The organism is Flavobacterium antarcticum DSM 19726, from assembly GCF_000419685.1.
Lineage (GTDB): Bacteria > Bacteroidota > Bacteroidia > Flavobacteriales > Flavobacteriaceae > Flavobacterium > Flavobacterium antarcticum.
In genome coordinates, this window is the sequence record NZ_ATTM01000005.1 from 135987 (window position 1) to 153500 (window position 17514).

Consider the following 17514-nt stretch of genomic DNA (forward strand, 5'->3'; position numbering starts at 1 on the left):
AGATATGGCACGTTCATTAAAAAAAGGACCTTTCGTTCATTACAAATTAGATAAGAAAGTTCAAGAAAATATTGAAAGCGGTAAAGGTGGAGTGGTTAAGACTTGGTCTAGAGCTTCAATGATTACCCCAGATTTTGTTGGACAAACTATCGCTGTTCACAACGGTCGTCAGTTCGTACCTGTTTACGTAACAGAAAACATGGTAGGTCACAAATTAGGAGAATTTTCACCAACTAGATCATTTAGAGGTCACGCTGGAGCAAAAAATAAAGGTAAAAAATAAAAGAAGCAATGGGAGTTCGTAAAAGAGAAACAGCAGATGCGAGAAAAGAGGCTAATAAGTCTATTGCTTTCGCGAAATTGAATAACTGCCCTACTTCACCTAGAAAAATGCGCTTAGTTGCGGACTTGGTAAGAGGTCAGAAGGTAGAAAGAGCACTTAATATTTTAAGATTTAGTTCAAAAGAAGCTTCAAGAAAACTTGAAAAATTATTATTGTCTGCAATCAATAACTGGGAACAGAAGAATGCAGAAGGTGATGTAGCGGAAGCTGGATTAATCGTAAAAGAAATCCGTGTAGATGGTGGAATGATGTTGAAAAGACTTCGTCCAGCTCCACAAGGAAGAGCACACAGAATTAGAAAACGTTCTAATCACGTTACAATCGTGTTAGGACAATTAGATAACACACAAGCTAAATAATTTAAGATGGGACAAAAGACAAATCCAATTGGAAACAGACTTGGGATCATCAGAGGATGGGATTCAAACTGGTATGGTGGAAATGACTACGGTGATAAATTAGCCGAAGATTATAAAATCAGAAAGTATATCCATGCTCGTTTATCAAAAGCTAGTGTATCAAAAGTAATCATCGAGAGAACTTTAAAACTTGTAACCGTTACTATCACTACTGCTAGACCTGGTATCATTATCGGAAAAGGTGGACAAGAGGTAGACAAGTTAAAAGAAGAACTTAAGAAAGTTACTGACAAAGAGGTTCAAATCAACATCTTTGAAATCAAAAGACCTGAGTTAGATGCTTATCTAGTTGCGACTAGCATCGCTCGTCAAATCGAAAGCCGTATTTCTTACAGACGTGCAATCAAAATGGCTATTGCTGCTTCTATGCGTATGAACGCTGAAGGTATCAAAGTTTTGATTTCAGGTCGTTTGAATGGTGCTGAGATGGCACGTTCTGAAGGATTCAAAGAAGGTAGAATTCCTCTATCAACTTTCAGAGCGGATATCGATTATGCTCTTGCTGAAGCTCATACTACTTATGGTAGAATGGGAATTAAAGTATGGATCATGAAAGGTGAAGTGTACGGAAAAAGAGATCTATCTCCATTAGTGGGAATGGATAAAAAACAATCCGGTGGTGGAACTGGTGGCGGTAGAGGTGGAGATTCCAGAGGTGGAAAATCTAACTTTAACAAAGGCGGTAAACCAGACGCTCGTAAAAGAAAGTAATTTTATAAATTAAAGAAAAATGTTACAGCCTAAAAGAACAAAATACCGTAAGGTACAAAAAGGTAAGATGAAAGGGAACTCTAATAGAGGTCATGAACTTTCTAATGGAATGTTTGGAATTAAATCGGTACACGAAGATGGATGTTTCCTTACTTCTCGTCAAATCGAAGCAGCTCGTATTGCAGCTACTCGTTACATGAAAAGAGAGGGCCAACTGTGGATCAAAATATTTCCAGACAAACCTATCACTAAGAAGCCTTTAGAGGTACGTATGGGTAAAGGAAAAGGAGCCGTAGAATATTGGGCTGCTGTTGTTAAACCAGGAAGAATTATGTTTGAAGTTGGAGGAGTACCTTTGTCAGTAGCTAAAGAGGCGTTACGTCTTGCAGCTCAAAAGCTTCCAGTAAAAACTAAATTTGTCATCGCTAGAGATTTCGAAGCATAATACATATAATTATGAAACAATCAGAAATAAAAAATCTTTCGGTAACGGAATTACAGGAGAAGTTGATCCAATCTAAAAAAGCATATGCTGATTTAAAAATGGCTCACGCTATTTCTCCAATTGAAAATCCACTTCAAATTAGAGGTGCAAGACGTACTGTTGCGAGATTTGCAACTGAACTAACTAAAAGAGAGTTACAATAACTGTAGTCTGCTGAAAGATGGAAGAAAAAAGAAATTTAAGAAAAGAGAGAGTTGGTGTTGTTACTTCTAATAAAATGGACAAGTCTATTGTTATTGCTGAAGTAAGAAAAGTAAAACACCCATTATACGGTAAGTTCGTGTTGAAAACTAAAAAGTATCATGCACACGACGAAACAAACGACTGTAACATTGGCGATACGGTAAGGATTAGCGAAACGCGTCCTTTAAGTAAAACGAAATGTTGGAGGTTAGTTGAAATCTTAGAAAGAGCTAAATAATTATGGTACAACAAGAATCAAGACTAAAAGTAGCAGATAACACAGGAGCTAAAGAAGTTTTAACTATCCGTGTTTTAGGAGGTACCAAAAGAAGGTATGCCTCTGTTGGTGACAAGATTGTAGTATCTATAAAAGATACATCTCCTAACGGAAGCGTTAAAAAAGGAGCTGTATCAACTGCAGTAGTGGTACGTACCAAAAAAGAAGTGAGAAGAGCTGATGGTTCTTATATCCGATTTGACGACAATGCATGTGTTCTTTTGAATGCAGCTGGTGAGATGAGAGGAACTCGTGTTTTTGGTCCAGTAGCAAGAGAACTTCGTGAAAAACAATTCATGAAGATTGTATCATTAGCACCAGAAGTGCTTTAATTATTTGTAAGATGATAAAGCTAAAAATAAAATCAGGAGATACTGTTAGAGTTATTGCTGGAGACCATAAAGGTGCTGAAGGTAAAGTTGTAAAAGTAGATCGTGAAAAGAACAAAGCGATTGTTGAAGGTGTAAACATGGTTAGTAAACATACTAAACCAAGTGCAAAAAGCCCTCAAGGTGGAATCGTTAAGAAGGAAGCTCCAATCCAAATCTCAAACATCGCTTTAGTAGATACTAAAACGAAAGAAACTACGAAAGTAGGTATGAGAATTGAAGGAGATAAGAAAGTAAGATTTTCAAAAAAATCTAATCAAGTACTATAGTGATGGCATATACACCTAGACTAAAAGAAGAATATAAGGGTAGAGTTATCTCTGCTCTTAAGGAAGAATTCGGTTACACAAACGTAATGCAAGTTCCAAAACTTACAAAAATCGTTTTGAGTAAAGGAGTTGGAGCAGCAGTATCAGATAAGAAATTAATTGATTATGCTGTTGAAGAGTTGACTAAAATTACAGGTCAAAAAGCAGTTTCTACAATCTCAAAGAAAGATGTTGCGTCTTTTAAATTGAGAAAAGGAATGCCTATTGGAGCAAAAGTTACTTTACGTGGAGAGAGAATGTATGAGTTTTTAGATAGACTTGTTACTTCAGCTTTACCGCGTGTACGTGATTTCGGTGGTATCAAAGCTACTGGATTTGACGGAAGGGGTAATTATAACCTTGGAGTTTTAGAGCAAATTATTTTCCCAGAGATTGATATTGACAAAGTAAACAAAATTTCAGGAATGGATATTACTTTCGTTACTTCTGCAGCGACAGATAAAGAAGCGAAATCATTATTGACTGAACTAGGATTACCTTTTAAAAAGAATTAAGACATGGCTAAAGAATCAATGAAAGCCCGTGAGGTGAAAAGAGAAAAAACGGTAGCAAAGTATGCTGAGAAAAGAAAAGCTTTGAAAGAAGCTGGAGATTTTGAAGGTTTACAAAAATTACCGAAAAATGCTTCGCCAGTTCGTATGCACAACCGTTGCAAAATTACAGGTAGACCAAGAGGTTATATGCGTCAGTTTGGTGTTTCTCGAGTTACATTTCGTGAAATGGCCAATAACGGGTTGATCCCAGGTGTGAAAAAAGCAAGTTGGTAAAAAAATCAATAAGCATTTTGATAATTCAACAGATAGTTGTAAGTTTGCCGGCTTTTAGTCGCGAACTCACAACTGTCTGTTCGTTATAAATAAGAGTTTTAATGGTTTCAGGTTCTTCCGGATGGTCCGGACGAATACCAAAATCGCAATTTAATACATATGTATACAGATCCTATTGCGGATTATTTGACAAGAGTACGAAACGCTGTGGCTGCAAACCACAAAGTCGTTGAGATTCCTGCATCTAATCTGAAAAAAGAGATAACAAAGATCTTATTTGATCAAGGTTATATCTTAAGTTACAAATTTGAAGATAATGCCGTTCAAGGCAGTATCAAAATCGCTTTAAAGTACGATAAAGAGACTAAAGAAGCGGTTATCAAAGATATCCAAAGAATTAGTAAACCAGGTTTACGTAAGTATGCAGGTGCTTCTAAGTTGCCAAGGATCCTTAATGGTCTTGGTATTGCTATTGTTTCTACATCAAAAGGTTTGATGACTGGAAAGCAAGCTAAACAATTAAATATTGGTGGCGAAGTAATTTGTTACGTATACTAAAAAAACTAAAGAGATGTCAAGAATAGGAAAAAGTCCCGTTGTAATCGCTGAAGGAGTAACTGTAACAGTTGCTGACGGAATGATTACCGTAAAAGGAAAATTAGGACAGCTTACACAAGAGTTTTCGGATGTAACTGTTAAGGTTGAAGAAGGTCAAGTGATAGTTGAAAGACAATCAGATCACAAAGATCATAGAGCAAAACACGGATTGTACAGATCATTAGTCAATAATATGATTATTGGTGTATCGGAAGGTTTTACTAAATCTTTAGAATTAGTTGGAGTAGGTTACAGAGCGTCTAATCAAGGTCAAAAACTTGATTTAGCTTTAGGATTTTCTCACAACATCGTTTTGATGGTAGCTGAAGAGGTTACTTTAGAAACTATTTCTGAGAAAGGTAAAAACCCAATTGTAAAGCTAACTTCTCATGATAAGCAATTATTAGGAGCAATTGCTGCAAAAATTAGAGGTTTCCGTAAACCAGAACCTTACAAAGGTAAAGGTGTGAAATTCGTAGGTGAAGTATTAAGAAGAAAAGCAGGTAAATCCGCTTAAAAACATAAGATTATGTCATTAACAAAATCTGATAGAAGACAGAGAATTAAATTCAGAATTAGAAAGATTGTAAGCGGTACTACTGCAAGACCTAGACTTTCTGTATTCAGAAGTAACAAAGAAATTTACGCTCAATTAATTGATGATGTAACTGGAAAAACTTTGTTAGCTGCATCTTCAAGAGAAAAAGGAGTAAATAAAGGTACAAACGTTGAAATCGCTTCAGCTGTTGGAAAACTTATCGCAGAAAAAGCTGTTGCAGCTGGTGTTGATACAGTAGTTTTCGATAGAGGAGGTTATTTATACCACGGACGTATCCAATCATTAGCAGAAGGCGCTAGAGCCGCTGGACTTAAATTCTAATATAGTATGTCTAATTATAAAAATGTAGAATTGGTAAAACCTAGCGGACTTGAATTGAAGGATCGTTTGGTTAGTGTAAATCGTGTTACTAAGGTTACAAAGGGTGGTAGAGCTTTCGGTTTTTCTGCTATTGTAGTTGTAGGTGATGAAAGCGGTGTAGTAGGTCATGGTTTAGGTAAGTCTAAAGATGTTTCTGAAGCAATTGCGAAAGCAGTAGAAGATGCAAAGAAAAACCTTGTGAGAATTCCTCTAAACGGACATTCTATTCCTCACGAACAAAAAGGTAAATTTAGTGGAGCTCGTGTGAACCTTATTCCTGCATCGCATGGTACAGGAGTTATTGCTGGTGGATCTGTTCGTGCAGTTCTTGAATCAGTAGGTATTCATGATATTTTATCTAAATCTCAAGGATCATCAAATCCTCATAACGTAGTGAAAGCAACTTTTGATGCTTTATTACAAATGAGAAGTGCTTATACTGTTGCAAAACAAAGAGGCGTTTCTTTAGAAAAAGTTTTTAAAGGTTAATTCAAGGAAATTATGGCGAAGTTATTAGTAAAACAAGTTCGAAGTCAAATCAACTGTCCACTTACTCAAAAAAGAGGATTAGAGGCTTTAGGACTTCGTAAAATGGGACAAGTTGTAGAGCACGATTCAAATCCTGCTATCCTTGGTATGATAAATAAAGTTAAACACTTAGTTTCTGTAACAGAAGCTAAATAACAAAAAATAGTTATGAATTTAAGTAACTTACAACCAGCGGAAGGTTCAACACACAATCAAAATAAAAGATTAGGTAGAGGAGAAGGTTCTGGAAAAGGTGGTACTTCTGCAAGAGGACACAAAGGAGCAAAATCTCGTTCTGGTTATTCTAAAAAGATTGGTTTTGAAGGAGGGCAAATGCCACTTCAAAGACGTGTGCCTAAGTTTGGTTTTACAAACATCAATCGTAAAGACTACGAAGGTGTTAATCTTGATACACTTCAAATGATGGTGGACAATGGTTCGATAACAGACACAGTTGATATGACTACGTTTGTTTCTAACCGTTTAGCTAGAAAAAATGAAATTGTTAAGATTTTAGGAAGAGGAGAGTTGACTGCTAAAATAAAAGTAACTGCTCACAAATTTACTGCTACTGCAAAAGCGGCTATTGAAGCTGCAGGTGGTGAAGCTGTAACATTATAATTTTTTTAGCAATATGAAGAAATTTTTAGAATCAATTGGTAATGTTTGGAAAATCGAGGAACTGAAAAATAGAATCCTTATTACATTAGGACTGCTTATCGTTTATCGTTTTGGAGCACATGTAACTCTTCCAGGTGTTGATGCAACACAATTAGCTAACTTATCCGGACAAACAGACAGTGGAATTGGATCAATTCTTGACATGTTTACGGGTGGAGCTTTTTCAAAAGCGTCAGTATTTGCATTGGGTATCATGCCTTACATTTCTGCCTCTATTGTAGTGCAATTGATGGGAATGGCAGTTCCTTATTTGCAAAAACTACAAAAAGACGGTGAAAGTGGAAGAACAAAAATCAACCAAATCACACGATGGTTGACAATCGGAATTACTTTAGTTCAAGCGCCAGGTTATATCTATAACTTGTACAGAACAATTCCAAATGCAATTATCGCTTCGTCAAATCCTGAATTGATTTCTCAATTTTCATTCTTATTTTCTTCTGTGGCAATATTAGTTACAGGAACCATATTTGCAATGTGGTTGGGTGAAAAAATTACTGATAAAGGTATCGGAAACGGTATTTCTCTATTGATCATGGTAGGAATTATTGCACGTTTGCCACAAGCATTCATTCAAGAGTTCACTTCTACGATTACGAACAATAAAGGAGGACCAATGTTATTGGTTATTGAAGTAATTATCTGGTTATTAGTAATTGTAGCTTGTATACTTTTAGTGATGGCTGTGAGAAAAATTCCAGTACAATACGCAAGACGTACAGTTTCAGGAGAGTTTGAACAAGATGGTAACCGTCAATGGATTCCGTTAAAATTAAATGCTTCTGGAGTAATGCCGATCATTTTTGCGCAAGCAATTATGTTTATTCCGGCTGCTGTAGCAGGTCTATCAGATTCAGATACTTCTCGTTCCATAGCTGGTGCTTTTAGTAATATGTTTGGATTTTGGTACAACCTTGTGTTTGCTACTTTAATTGTTGTATTTACTTATTTTTATACTGCAATTACAGTTCCAACTAATAAGATGGCAGATGATTTAAAAAGAAGCGGTGGATTTATTCCAGGGATTCGTCCAGGATTAGAAACTTCTGAATTTTTAGATAAAGTAATGTCATTGATTACGTTCCCAGGTTCTTTATTTCTTGCTTTAATCGCTGTGTTCCCGGCAATTCTTGTAAGTGTTATGGATGTACAACAATCTTGGGCAATGTTTTTTGGTGGTACGTCATTGATTATTATGGTAGGTGTTGCTATCGATACCATCCAACAAATTAATTCGTACTTACTTAACAAACATTATGACGGTTTGATGAAAAGTGGTAAAAATAGAAAAGCAGTAGCTTAATTTTATGGCTAAACAATCAGCAATAGAACAAGACGGATCAATCATCGAAGCATTATCAAATGCGATGTTCCGTGTAGAATTAGAGAATGGACATATTGTAATTGCCCATATTTCAGGAAAAATGCGTATGCATTACATCAAATTATTACCTGGTGATAAAGTGAAACTGGAAATGAGTCCTTACGATTTGTCAAAAGCAAGAATTACTTATAGATATTAAAGGATATGAAAGTTAGAGCTTCAGTAAAAAAGAGAAGTGCCGAGTGCAAGATTGTGCGACGAAAAGGCAGATTATACGTAATCAACAAAAAGAATCCTAGATTTAAACAAAGACAAGGATAAATTATGGCAAGAATAGCAGGGGTAGACATCCCGAAAAACAAAAGAGGAGTTATCGCTTTAACTTACATCTTCGGAGTAGGAAGAAGTAGAGCTATTGAGGTTTTAGAAAAAGCTCAAGTTAGCCAAGATAAAAAAGTTCAAGAATGGAATGACGACGAAATTGGAGCAATCCGTGAGGCCGTTGGATTTTACAAAATTGAAGGTGAGTTACGTTCAGAGGTTTCATTACACATTAAACGTTTAATGGATATCGGATGTTACAGAGGAATTCGTCATAGATCTGGTCTTCCATTAAGAGGACAAAGAACTAAAAACAACTCTAGAACGAGAAAAGGTAAAAGAAAAACTGTTGCGAACAAGAAAAAAGCAACTAAATAGTAAGTAGATATGGCTAAAGCAACCGTAAAAAAGCGTAAAGTTATCATTGAATCAACTGGTGAAGCTCATATTAGTGCTACGTTCAACAACATCATCATTTCTTTGACTAACAAAAAAGGAGAAGTTATTTCTTGGTCTTCAGCAGGAAAAATGGGTTTCAGAGGTTCTAAAAAGAACACTCCGTATGCAGCTCAAATGGCAGCCGAAGATTGTGGAAAAGTAGCTCTTGATGCTGGTTTGAAAAAAGTGAAAGTGTATGTAAAAGGACCAGGAAACGGACGTGAGTCTGCTATTCGTTCTTTGCATAACAGTGGAATTGAAGTTACAGAAATCATTGATGTAACTCCTATGCCTCATAACGGATGTCGTCCTCCTAAAAGACGTAGAGTATAATTTTATACTTGAAACGTTGCAAATATCGTATTTGTAACTTTTAAAAAATGTAGTATAACAAAAAGGTAGAATACAGATTATCGAAGGATACGACCTGAATTCATAGTCTCTACCTTAAATCAATTTTAAGAAATGGCAAGATATACTGGTCCAAGTACAAGAATCGCTCGTAAATTTGGCGAAGCAATTTTCGGAGAAGATAAATCTTTTGAAAGAAGAAGTTACCCACCTGGACAACACGGACAGGCTAAAAAAAGAGGAAAAAAATCGGAATATGCAATCCAGTTAATGGAGAAGCAAAAAGCGAAATATTCTTACGGTATTTTAGAAAAACAATTTCGTAATCTTTTTACAAAAGCATCTGCAGCTCGTGGAGTTACAGGTGAAGTTCTTTTGCAACTTTGCGAAGCACGTTTAGACAATGTAGTTTTCCGTATGGGAATTGCTCCAACGCGTCGTGCAGCTCGTCAAATAACATCTCACAGACACATCACGGTTAATGGTGAATTGGTAAACATTCCATCTTACCACTTAAAACCAGGTGATGTTGTTGCAGTTCGTGAAAAATCTAAATCTTTAGAGGCTATCGAACGTTCTTTATCTAACTCTAGTCGTGTTTACGAGTGGATTACATGGAATAACGATACCATGCAAGGTACTTTTGTTACTGTTCCTGCTAGATTGCAGATTCCAGAAAACATTAAAGAACAACTTATCGTCGAATTGTACAACAAATAATAATTGACTTAGTCGAAATTATGGCAATATTTAATTTTCAGAAGCCCGATAAAGTTATCATGATCGATTCAACCGATTTTGAAGGTAAGTTTGAATTCAGACCTTTAGAACCTGGTTACGGATTGACCGTTGGTAATGCACTTAGAAGAGTTTTGCTATCCGCTTTAGAGGGATATGCAATAACATCTGTTAGAATTGAAGGAGTAGACCACGAATTTTCTACTATTTCAGGTGTTGTTGAAGACGTTACAGAAATTATTCTAAACCTTAAACAAGTGCGTTTCAAACGCCAGATTGACGATGTAGACAACGAATCCGTTACTATATCTGTGTCTGGAAAAGATCAACTTACAGCAGGTGATTTCCAAAAGTTTATTTCAGGTTTTCAAGTTCTAAATCCAGAATTAGTTATCTGTAATTTAGACAGCAAAGTAAACCTTAACATTGAACTTACTATCGAAAAAGGTAGAGGATATGTTCCAGCAGAGGAAAACAAAAAACAAAATGCAGCAATAGGAACAATTTTTACTGACTCAATCTTTACTCCGGTAAAGAATGTAAAGTATGGAATTGAAAACTTCCGTGTAGAGCAAAAAACAGATTACGAAAAATTAGTTTTTGAAATTAAAACTGATGGTTCTATCAATCCAAAAGATGCACTTACTGAAGCAGCTAAAGTTCTTATTCACCATTTCATGTTGTTTTCTGATGAAAGAATAACACTTGAGGCTGACGAAATTGCACAAACTGAATCGTATGACGAAGAGTCATTACACATGAGACAATTGCTTAAAACTAAGCTTGTGGATATGGACCTTTCAGTTCGAGCATTAAATTGTTTGAAAGCGGCAGAAGTTGACACTCTTGGAGATCTAGTATCTTTCAACAAAAACGACTTAATGAAATTCCGTAATTTTGGTAAAAAATCTTTAACAGAACTAGACGAACTAGTAGCTATTAAAAATTTAACCTTCGGAATGGATCTAGCAAAATACAAATTAGATAAAGAATAAATTACTTCATATTTTGCTCTCCATAGAGGATAGTAGCAAGATGAAAGTATTAAAAAAAACGTCATGAGACACGGAAAAAAATTCAATCACTTAAGCAGACAAAAAGGACATAGAGCTTCTATGCTTGCTAATATGGCTTGTTCTCTTATTGAGCACAAACGTATTAACACAACTGTTGCTAAAGCTAAAGCGTTAAAACAATTCGTTGAGCCGCTTATCACAAAATCAAAAGAAGATACAACTCACAACCGTCGTATCGTTTTCGCTTACTTACGTAGCAAATATGCCGTAACTGACTTGTTCAGAGACGTAGCTGCTAAAGTAGGAGATCGTCCAGGTGGTTACACACGTATCATCAAAGTTGGAAATCGTTTAGGAGATAATGCTGATATGGCAATGATCGAATTAGTAGATTTCAACGAAATATACAACGGTGGTAAAAAAGAAGAGAAAAAAGCAAAAAGCCGTCGTGGTGGAAAAGCTAAAAAATCTGAAGCAACTGATAAAGCTCCTGAAGCTCCAGCTGCAGAAACCGAAAGTACTGAGACTGCTGAATAATGCATTTCACACTTTAAATATAAAAAAGGATAAACATTTAGTTGTTTATCCTTTTTTTTTGGAGTTGAATTTATTTCAGCTTATCACGTTACCATAAAGTTTTGTCAAGCTGAATTTATTTCAGCTTCTCATTCCTGTTGCATGGATTATTAGGAGCGAATCGCTTGGGCTTTATCAGCAATCCTTATTCCCGCTTTCCTTCCTTCTCGTTCCTAAAAAACGAGATTCCCTCTAATCGGGACTAGAAAGTTGCGAATTGAATTCTTGAATGGTTTTTAAAAACCTTATTTTTGAATATATGATTATTAAACACGCCACACTTTTAAAATCGCTGTTACTATTTATGGCATTCTTTGTACTTCAAATAGTAACCGTAGTAGCGTTTCATTATTTATTTCCAGAAACGCCTGTAAGTAATCTGATGGCTCTTGCTATTGACATCAGTTTCGTGATTTGTGTTTTTGCAGGATTTAAATATTTGAGAAGAGACGATTTTATAGTAAATAGTAATAATGTTAGTAATGCTATTTTTTTAGTACTCCTACTATTGTCTTTTGTATGGTTTCTTATTTCACCCTTGTTTAAAATTCATCAACATCAATGGAATTTAGATGTAAGTTTTACAACCCACAATCTAAACGAAATCACAAAGAATCCGAACTTTTTTACAGTATACGGACTCTTGAGAGTACTACTAATCGTACCCATTTTAGAAGAACTGTTTTATAGAAAACTTATTTTATCCAGCTTACTTAGAAAATACGGAGTTTACATTTCCATTATCGTATCAAGTATTCTATTTAGCATTGGTCATTTAGATTTCAACAACAGTATTATCTTTTTAGTGTACGGTATTCTTTTAGGAGTAACCTATTGGAAAACGAAGAGTATATATTATCCGATTTTGCTTCATATTTTTATCAACGCAATGACTTTTTTTCTTATTTGAAATTATATTCACAAAGCCGTAACTCTTTTTTAAACTTAAAAATCAATGGTGCACAATTAACTAAAAAAAACTAAATTTGCACCCGACAACTACAAGACAATAACAACTACAACAAATGAAATACACAACACGACAAAAAGCCATCCTTTTATTAAGCGATGGAACCATTTTTCACGGGAAATCTATTGGAATTGAGGGGACAACTTTTGGCGAAGTTTGTTTCAATACCGGAATGACAGGGTATCAAGAAATCTTTACCGATCCTTCGTACTTCGGTCAAATTATGGTGGCTACGAATCCCCATATTGGAAATTACGGTGTGAATGATAATGAAGTAGATTCCAATTCAATTAAAATTTCAGGTCTAGTTTGTAAAAACTTTAGCTTCAATTATTCAAGAGCAGATGCTTCAGGAAGTTTAGAAGATTATTTCATTAAGGAAAATCTTATTTGTATTTCTGATGTTGATACACGTGCTTTAGTAAGTTACATTCGTGATAACGGTGCCATGAATTCGGTTATTTGTACAGATGGAACGCCGATTGAAGAATTAAAAGCCGCTTTAGCGAAAACGCCAAGCATGAATGGGTTGGAATTAGCTTCAAAAGTTTCAACAAAAGAACCTTATTTTTGGGGTAACGAAAACGCAAAATACAGAATCTCCGCTTTAGATTTAGGAATTAAATACAACATCCTACGCAATTTTGACCAACGCAATTGCTACATAAAAGTTTTTCCTTGGAACGCGACTTTTGAGGAAATGGCAGAATTCAATCCAGACGGTTATTTCTTATCCAACGGTCCTGGTGATCCACAACCACTAGTAAGCGCTCAAGAAATTGCAAAATCAATTTTGAAAACCAACAAACCGTTATTCGGAATTTGTTTGGGACATCAAGTAATTGCATTGGCACACGGAATTCCAACCTACAAAATGTTCAACGGACACAGAGGAATCAATCATCCGGTCATGAACTTGATCTCTGGTAAAGGTGAAATTACCTCTCAAAACCACGGTTTTGCAGTAGAGAAAGAAGCCTTGGAAAATCATCCAGATTTCGAAATCACGCATTTACACATCAACGACGGGACGATTGCAGGAATGCGAATGAAAAATAAAGATTGTTTTTCAGTTCAATATCATCCTGAAGCAAGTCCTGGACCACACGATGCTTCTTATCTTTTTGATGAGTTTATTGAACTAATTGAGAAATCTAAGAAATAATAATAAAAACCTGCAAGTGCAGGTTTTTTTGATTTAAGGAAAGTAGCTCTTCGCTAATAAATCTATTGTGATTAAGTTCATCGTAATTCTAATTTGAAAATCGTAGCATGTTGTTTTACCTTTTTATTTCAATATATAGTTTAAAATTTCTTCCGGTAAGTCGTTAAAAATGGATTTTTTTGAAATCTCGCAATTTTGCCAAGGAGTTACCAGATAATAATATTTTTTAAAATAGAGAGTACTAAGTGTACTTTTGGCTACCCTAACGCAAGAATTAATGGTTTGCTCGTCTGCATCATCACTAATAAATTTTCCATTAATTTTCTCCGCATTAAATACATAAAAGACTACAAACTTTGTAGGATCAGACTTTGAGATAAAATGCAATTCTCCAATATTATCTAAGGTGAAATACGTTGTAATGTTTTCTTTGAATTCGACAGTGTATTTGTCTGAGCTATAAAGTTTCCAGTCCGATTTAAAAACTTGCGCATTGGCATCTTGTATGAAATAAGTTAAGATTAGAAGAAGTGATAATTTATTTTTCATAAATGTTCGTTTGGGTAAACAATATGTACAGTAATAAAACGTTCAAATTAGCTAATTATTTTAGTAACATTCAATTCAATAAAATTACGCTAGTGATCAAAATATTTCTTTTTAAATCATGAAAATACTGCTCTATTTCTTCCTCTTAATATCCTACATTTCGTTTGCTCAAAGCCAGAAATATCTTCTTTTAGATAACGAAACAAGACTTGCGATAGAAAACGTTAACATCGATTTTAGGAACGGAAAAGGAACCCACTCCGATAAAAAAGGTCTTTTCTTAGTGCCGGAAAACATTGACTCAATTGAAATTTCCTACATCGGCTATGAATCTTTAGAGTTAAATGTAAAATCTATGAACGATTCTATTTTTTTAATTCGTTCGGCAGAAATATTAAAGGAGGTGAATGTTGACCTAAAAAAAGAAATATTGATTCCTAAAGGTAAAGGGGTAGATTTTTTGAAAACCTTTAATGGTGTGAATTCGACTTTTGGTAGGCGGCTAGCGGTATTAATACCCAATGATTTGGGCGAAAATGTATGGATTTCAAAAATCATCATAGGTGTCAAAAGTGAATATAGAGGTCCTAAAGAAACTATTAATTTACCTTTTATGATTAACCTTGCAGTATTGGACACCATAAACGGAACGCCATCTAAATTATTATTTGAAGATAACATCCAAGTACGTAAATCACTAAAATCAAAAGATGTAGTGTTTGAATTGCCTGATAGAATTATATTGCCTAAAGAAGGTATTTTTGTTGTAGTTTCAGTTCCTGATGTTGATTATTACGGTCATTATCCAATTAAGGGTCGGATTTATGCTCCATCATTTGAAATTGTTTTAAAAAGAAGTTCGAAAAACTTTAAATCTTTTATGAGTGGTTTCAAAATGAATGACTCGGATAAGTATAATTGGGAAATTACTTCTTTCAATGAGTATTCAAATTTTAGGTTCGGAATTGAAGTGATAAAATAATAATCCAAAAACCTGCAATTTTTAGAGGCTTTTTTTAGACTACAAACTATTTAAGTAATTTCTAATTGTACTTTATTTTTCATAGTAATATTTATAATTTTTTATAATGAAAAAACTGCTCTACTTCTTCCTCTTAATATCCTACATTTCGTTTGCTCAAAGTCAGAAATATCTTCTTTTAGATAATGAAACTAAACTCGCAATAGAAAATGCGAACATCAATTTCAGTAACGGAAAAGGAACGCACACCGATAACAAAGGTGTTTTTTCAGTGCCGAAAAATATTGAATTTATTAAAATTTCATATATCGGATATGAATCTTTGGAGTATAAATTAACGACAAAGACGGACGCTATTTTCCTCACGCCTTCAACCGAAGCTTTGAATGAAGTAAACGTCGTGAAAGAAAAAAGAAACTATAAGCAAATTTTTCCCAAAAAGGGATTCAATGATTTTTTGCCAGAAAATTTTGGTTCGGATGGGAAAACTATTGAAAGCATCTTAATAAAGGCAGTCTATATTCCAAACGAAAGTAAAGACACAAGTAAGATTATTTCTAAAATTATCATACATCCAACGGATTATACTTCAGTTACCTTAGGAGAAAAAAACAAACATGAGAAACAAAAAGATCAAAAATATGCACCATTCAAAATTAATTTATACACGGTTGATACGATAATTTTCATTCCTATCAAAAGGATTTTTGAGCAAGACATAACAGTTCAATTAAAAGAAGGAGAAAAGCATCTCACTTATGAATTGACTTTAGACCAACAAATTAACTTTCCGATCGAAGGAATTTTTATAGCTATTTCATCTTTCCCTAAAGAGTATTACGAAGCGATTGGTTTTAAAACTGGACCTGGTTTTAAAACCATTGGAATTTCAGAAAAAAGCAAATTTAAAGTGTATCAAAAAAGCTTGGCATTCTATGACGACGACAATCCAAATGCGAAATGGTTTCGGGATCAATATATGTGGGATAGAAACAACACCTATTATGTTGGTTTAGAAGTATATTAAATTCCTCACTATTTCCTCCTAAACGTCGTTCTAATAATATCATTCGGAAAAACCACCACACTTTCGTGTCCTGATTTTGAAACCGAAGCTACACCAAAATAATAATTGTCAATTACAATTCCTTCTAATTCGAAATTATCTACGTCGCCCACAAAACGGCTGAATTCCCATTGAGGTGAAGTCGTCAAACGCCAGTAAATTTTGTAACCAATGATGTTCGAATCTTCGGCTTTTTCCCATTTTAATTTGGTGTTGGGTTCTACCACGCCGCCAATCTTCACATTTTTAGGTTCGGGTGGAGCCCAAGCTAAAGAAGCAAGAGCAATTGCGTTTACAGCTGTCAATTTACTTGCATAGCCAAAGTTCACTCCTTCAACAACGTCCCCGTATTTAATGCCGTTCTCTGTTCTGATATCTTGGTGTTGACGGTTGTAGTTTTCGTGGGCTTCCATAAGTCGAACACCGGCAAAACCTAAATCATTAAATGGTCGGTGGTGGCCGCCTCGTCCAAAACGGTCAAGTCTATACACCATCATCGGATTCATTTCCGGCATGTACGTCAATGTGGTTTTGTGAATGTAGCGTGCCAATTGTCTAGAAATTCCATCGACTTCGCCTCCGTAAAAACGTCGATTTGCTTTTTCCTTTTCAGTTTCTGTGATTGGAGTAGGTTCAGAAAAAATTCGGAAGGTTCGGTTGTCAATGACGCCATCAACGCCTTCGATGTTTCCAATCATGTCGTTGTTGATTACTCCGATAATATCCCAATTATTTTTTTTAGCATATTCGGCAAAACCTTTTCCGCCAAATAAACCTTGTTCTTCGCCTGATAATCCTAGGTATACAATGTTGTAATCAAATTTATATTTGGATAAAACCCGAGCGGCTTCTATTGTTCCTGCCATTCCCGAAGCATTATCATTTGCACCTGGAGCGTCGTTTTTGTAATCCATTACATCTGAATTTCGTGTGTCAATGTCGCCAGTCATGATGACGTAGCGGTTGCTGTTTTTAGTTCCTTTTTGAACGGCAACTACATTTACAATCCAAGTGTCTTTTGGAACGCGTTCGCCGTCGTTTGTGGTGACAAAATCTTTTTGGTAAAAAACAGTTAAGCAATCTGCACACTTTTTTGATGTTTTCTCAAATTCCGACTTAATCCAACGTCGTGCAGCACCAATTCCTCTTTTGCTGGAAACGGTATCGCTGAAAGTATTTCGGGTGCCAAAGTTGGCTAAAGTGCGGATGTCGCTTTCAATTCGTTTTGCGGAAACGTCTTTTATAATGGAATAAATGCGTTCGTCTGTTTGGGAAAAGCTAATTTGAGTGATGATGAGTAGGGAAAGTATAAAAACGTTTTTCATGTTTTTATTTCAAATTTAATGAAAAATGCGTTTTGTTTTTGGATT

Annotated in this window: 30 protein-coding genes; 28 read left to right on the forward strand and 2 right to left on the reverse strand. The window is 35.1% G+C overall.

Translation table 11 applies throughout. The features are described from left to right. The first annotated feature begins 4 nt into the window (after positions 1 to 4). The 26 genes from rpsS (at position 5) to carA (ending at position 13547) form a co-directional block, all read left to right on the forward strand. Positions 5 to 283 (forward strand): 30S ribosomal protein S19, encoded by a 279-nt coding sequence (gene rpsS, locus YWA_RS0109915; protein WP_022828360.1) that lies wholly within the window; start codon positions 5 to 7, stop codon positions 281 to 283. Positions 284 to 291: 8 nt separating this feature from the next. Continuing rightward, positions 292 to 702: a 50S ribosomal protein L22 gene (gene rplV, locus YWA_RS0109920; RefSeq protein ID WP_022828361.1), complete on the forward strand. Its 411-nt coding sequence runs from the start codon at positions 292 to 294 to the stop codon at positions 700 to 702. Positions 703 to 708: 6 nt separating this feature from the next. Next, positions 709 to 1473: a 30S ribosomal protein S3 gene (gene rpsC / locus YWA_RS0109925; protein WP_022828362.1), complete on the forward strand. Its 765-nt coding sequence runs from the start codon at positions 709 to 711 to the stop codon at positions 1471 to 1473. A 19-nt stretch (positions 1474 to 1492) separates the two neighbouring features. Continuing rightward, on the forward strand, positions 1493 to 1918 hold the full coding sequence (gene rplP, locus YWA_RS0109930) for a 50S ribosomal protein L16 (RefSeq protein ID WP_022828363.1): 426 nt from the start codon (positions 1493 to 1495) through the stop codon (positions 1916 to 1918). An 11-nt stretch (positions 1919 to 1929) separates the two neighbouring features. Further along, positions 1930 to 2121, forward strand: coding sequence for a 50S ribosomal protein L29 (gene rpmC, locus YWA_RS0109935; protein ID WP_022828364.1), 192 nt, complete (start codon positions 1930 to 1932; stop codon positions 2119 to 2121). A 17-nt stretch (positions 2122 to 2138) separates the two neighbouring features. Continuing rightward, the gene (rpsQ, locus tag YWA_RS0109940) at positions 2139 to 2399 is read left to right on the forward strand and encodes a 30S ribosomal protein S17 (protein ID WP_022828365.1); all 261 of its coding nucleotides are present in this window, start codon (positions 2139 to 2141) and stop codon (positions 2397 to 2399) included. A 2-nt stretch (positions 2400 to 2401) separates the two neighbouring features. Continuing rightward, entirely contained in the window at positions 2402 to 2770 is a 369-nt protein-coding gene (gene rplN / locus YWA_RS0109945; protein ID WP_022828366.1) for a 50S ribosomal protein L14, read from the forward strand. Between the two features lie 11 nt (positions 2771 to 2781). Beyond that, positions 2782 to 3096 carry a 50S ribosomal protein L24 gene (gene rplX, locus YWA_RS0109950; RefSeq protein WP_022828367.1) on the forward strand — a complete coding sequence of 105 codons (315 nt, stop codon included), beginning with the start codon at positions 2782 to 2784 and terminating at the stop codon, positions 3094 to 3096. Between the two features lie 2 nt (positions 3097 to 3098). Continuing rightward, positions 3099 to 3650, forward strand: coding sequence for a 50S ribosomal protein L5 (gene rplE / locus YWA_RS0109955; RefSeq protein WP_022828368.1), 552 nt, complete (start codon positions 3099 to 3101; stop codon positions 3648 to 3650). 3 nt (positions 3651 to 3653) lie between these two features. Next, the gene (rpsN, locus tag YWA_RS0109960; RefSeq protein WP_022828369.1) at positions 3654 to 3923 is read left to right on the forward strand and encodes a 30S ribosomal protein S14; all 270 of its coding nucleotides are present in this window, start codon (positions 3654 to 3656) and stop codon (positions 3921 to 3923) included. 159 nt (positions 3924 to 4082) lie between these two features. Continuing rightward, positions 4083 to 4481, forward strand: a complete 399-nt coding sequence (gene rpsH, locus YWA_RS0109965; RefSeq protein ID WP_022828370.1) for a 30S ribosomal protein S8 — start codon at positions 4083 to 4085, stop codon at positions 4479 to 4481. A 13-nt stretch (positions 4482 to 4494) separates the two neighbouring features. Beyond that, positions 4495 to 5037 (forward strand): 50S ribosomal protein L6, encoded by a 543-nt coding sequence (gene rplF / locus YWA_RS0109970; RefSeq protein WP_022828371.1) that lies wholly within the window; start codon positions 4495 to 4497, stop codon positions 5035 to 5037. A gap of 12 nt (positions 5038 to 5049) precedes the next feature. Next, positions 5050 to 5400 carry a 50S ribosomal protein L18 gene (gene rplR / locus YWA_RS0109975; RefSeq protein ID WP_022828372.1) on the forward strand — a complete coding sequence of 117 codons (351 nt, stop codon included), beginning with the start codon at positions 5050 to 5052 and terminating at the stop codon, positions 5398 to 5400. A 6-nt stretch (positions 5401 to 5406) separates the two neighbouring features. After that, positions 5407 to 5928: a 30S ribosomal protein S5 gene (gene rpsE / locus YWA_RS0109980; RefSeq protein WP_022828373.1), complete on the forward strand. Its 522-nt coding sequence runs from the start codon at positions 5407 to 5409 to the stop codon at positions 5926 to 5928. A 12-nt stretch (positions 5929 to 5940) separates the two neighbouring features. Further along, entirely contained in the window at positions 5941 to 6123 is a 183-nt protein-coding gene (gene rpmD, locus YWA_RS0109985; protein ID WP_022828374.1) for a 50S ribosomal protein L30, read from the forward strand. 12 nt (positions 6124 to 6135) lie between these two features. Then, positions 6136 to 6588, forward strand: coding sequence for a 50S ribosomal protein L15 (rplO, locus tag YWA_RS0109990; RefSeq protein WP_022828375.1), 453 nt, complete (start codon positions 6136 to 6138; stop codon positions 6586 to 6588). Positions 6589 to 6601: 13 nt separating this feature from the next. Then, positions 6602 to 7951, forward strand: coding sequence for a preprotein translocase subunit SecY (gene secY / locus YWA_RS0109995; protein WP_022828376.1), 1350 nt, complete (start codon positions 6602 to 6604; stop codon positions 7949 to 7951). A 4-nt stretch (positions 7952 to 7955) separates the two neighbouring features. Continuing rightward, complete coding sequence (gene infA, locus YWA_RS0110000; RefSeq protein WP_007136545.1) at positions 7956 to 8171, forward strand: translation initiation factor IF-1; 216 nt, start codon at positions 7956 to 7958, stop codon at positions 8169 to 8171. Positions 8172 to 8176: 5 nt separating this feature from the next. Continuing rightward, positions 8177 to 8293 carry a type B 50S ribosomal protein L36 gene (gene ykgO / locus YWA_RS15540; protein ID WP_073370549.1) on the forward strand — a complete coding sequence of 39 codons (117 nt, stop codon included), beginning with the start codon at positions 8177 to 8179 and terminating at the stop codon, positions 8291 to 8293. 3 nt (positions 8294 to 8296) lie between these two features. Continuing rightward, the gene (gene rpsM / locus YWA_RS0110005) at positions 8297 to 8671 is read left to right on the forward strand and encodes a 30S ribosomal protein S13 (protein ID WP_022828377.1); all 375 of its coding nucleotides are present in this window, start codon (positions 8297 to 8299) and stop codon (positions 8669 to 8671) included. Between the two features lie 9 nt (positions 8672 to 8680). Next, complete coding sequence (rpsK, locus tag YWA_RS0110010) at positions 8681 to 9064, forward strand: 30S ribosomal protein S11 (protein ID WP_022828378.1); 384 nt, start codon at positions 8681 to 8683, stop codon at positions 9062 to 9064. Positions 9065 to 9196: 132 nt separating this feature from the next. Next, positions 9197 to 9802 (forward strand): 30S ribosomal protein S4, encoded by a 606-nt coding sequence (rpsD, locus tag YWA_RS0110015; RefSeq protein ID WP_022828379.1) that lies wholly within the window; start codon positions 9197 to 9199, stop codon positions 9800 to 9802. Between the two features lie 20 nt (positions 9803 to 9822). Next, positions 9823 to 10815 carry a DNA-directed RNA polymerase subunit alpha gene (locus YWA_RS0110020; RefSeq protein WP_022828380.1) on the forward strand — a complete coding sequence of 331 codons (993 nt, stop codon included), beginning with the start codon at positions 9823 to 9825 and terminating at the stop codon, positions 10813 to 10815. Between the two features lie 63 nt (positions 10816 to 10878). Then, complete coding sequence (rplQ, locus tag YWA_RS0110025; RefSeq protein ID WP_022828381.1) at positions 10879 to 11373, forward strand: 50S ribosomal protein L17; 495 nt, start codon at positions 10879 to 10881, stop codon at positions 11371 to 11373. A 298-nt stretch (positions 11374 to 11671) separates the two neighbouring features. Beyond that, complete coding sequence (locus YWA_RS15370) at positions 11672 to 12322, forward strand: CPBP family intramembrane glutamic endopeptidase (protein ID WP_026718730.1); 651 nt, start codon at positions 11672 to 11674, stop codon at positions 12320 to 12322. Between the two features lie 115 nt (positions 12323 to 12437). Continuing rightward, positions 12438 to 13547, forward strand: coding sequence for a glutamine-hydrolyzing carbamoyl-phosphate synthase small subunit (carA, locus tag YWA_RS0110035; RefSeq protein ID WP_022828383.1), 1110 nt, complete (start codon positions 12438 to 12440; stop codon positions 13545 to 13547). A 123-nt stretch (positions 13548 to 13670) separates the two neighbouring features. Here the strand turns inward: carA and YWA_RS0110040 are convergent, their stop codons facing one another. Then, positions 13671 to 14096 (reverse strand): hypothetical protein, encoded by a 426-nt coding sequence (locus YWA_RS0110040; RefSeq protein WP_022828384.1) that lies wholly within the window; start codon positions 14094 to 14096, stop codon positions 13671 to 13673. A 118-nt stretch (positions 14097 to 14214) separates the two neighbouring features. Here YWA_RS0110040 and YWA_RS0110045 point away from each other — a divergent pair, with 118 nt between their 5' ends. Together YWA_RS0110045 and YWA_RS0110050 are read left to right on the forward strand one after the other, a co-directional pair. After that, positions 14215 to 15078, forward strand: a complete 864-nt coding sequence (locus tag YWA_RS0110045) for a peptidase associated/transthyretin-like domain-containing protein (RefSeq protein ID WP_022828385.1) — start codon at positions 14215 to 14217, stop codon at positions 15076 to 15078. Between the two features lie 106 nt (positions 15079 to 15184). After that, complete coding sequence (locus tag YWA_RS0110050) at positions 15185 to 16105, forward strand: carboxypeptidase-like regulatory domain-containing protein (protein WP_022828386.1); 921 nt, start codon at positions 15185 to 15187, stop codon at positions 16103 to 16105. A gap of 8 nt (positions 16106 to 16113) precedes the next feature. Here YWA_RS0110050 and YWA_RS0110055 read toward each other — a convergent pair whose 3' ends face one another. Continuing rightward, positions 16114 to 17469: a M28 family metallopeptidase gene (locus YWA_RS0110055; RefSeq protein ID WP_022828387.1), complete on the reverse strand. Its 1356-nt coding sequence runs from the start codon at positions 17467 to 17469 to the stop codon at positions 16114 to 16116. Positions 17470 to 17514: the final 45 nt, after the last annotated feature.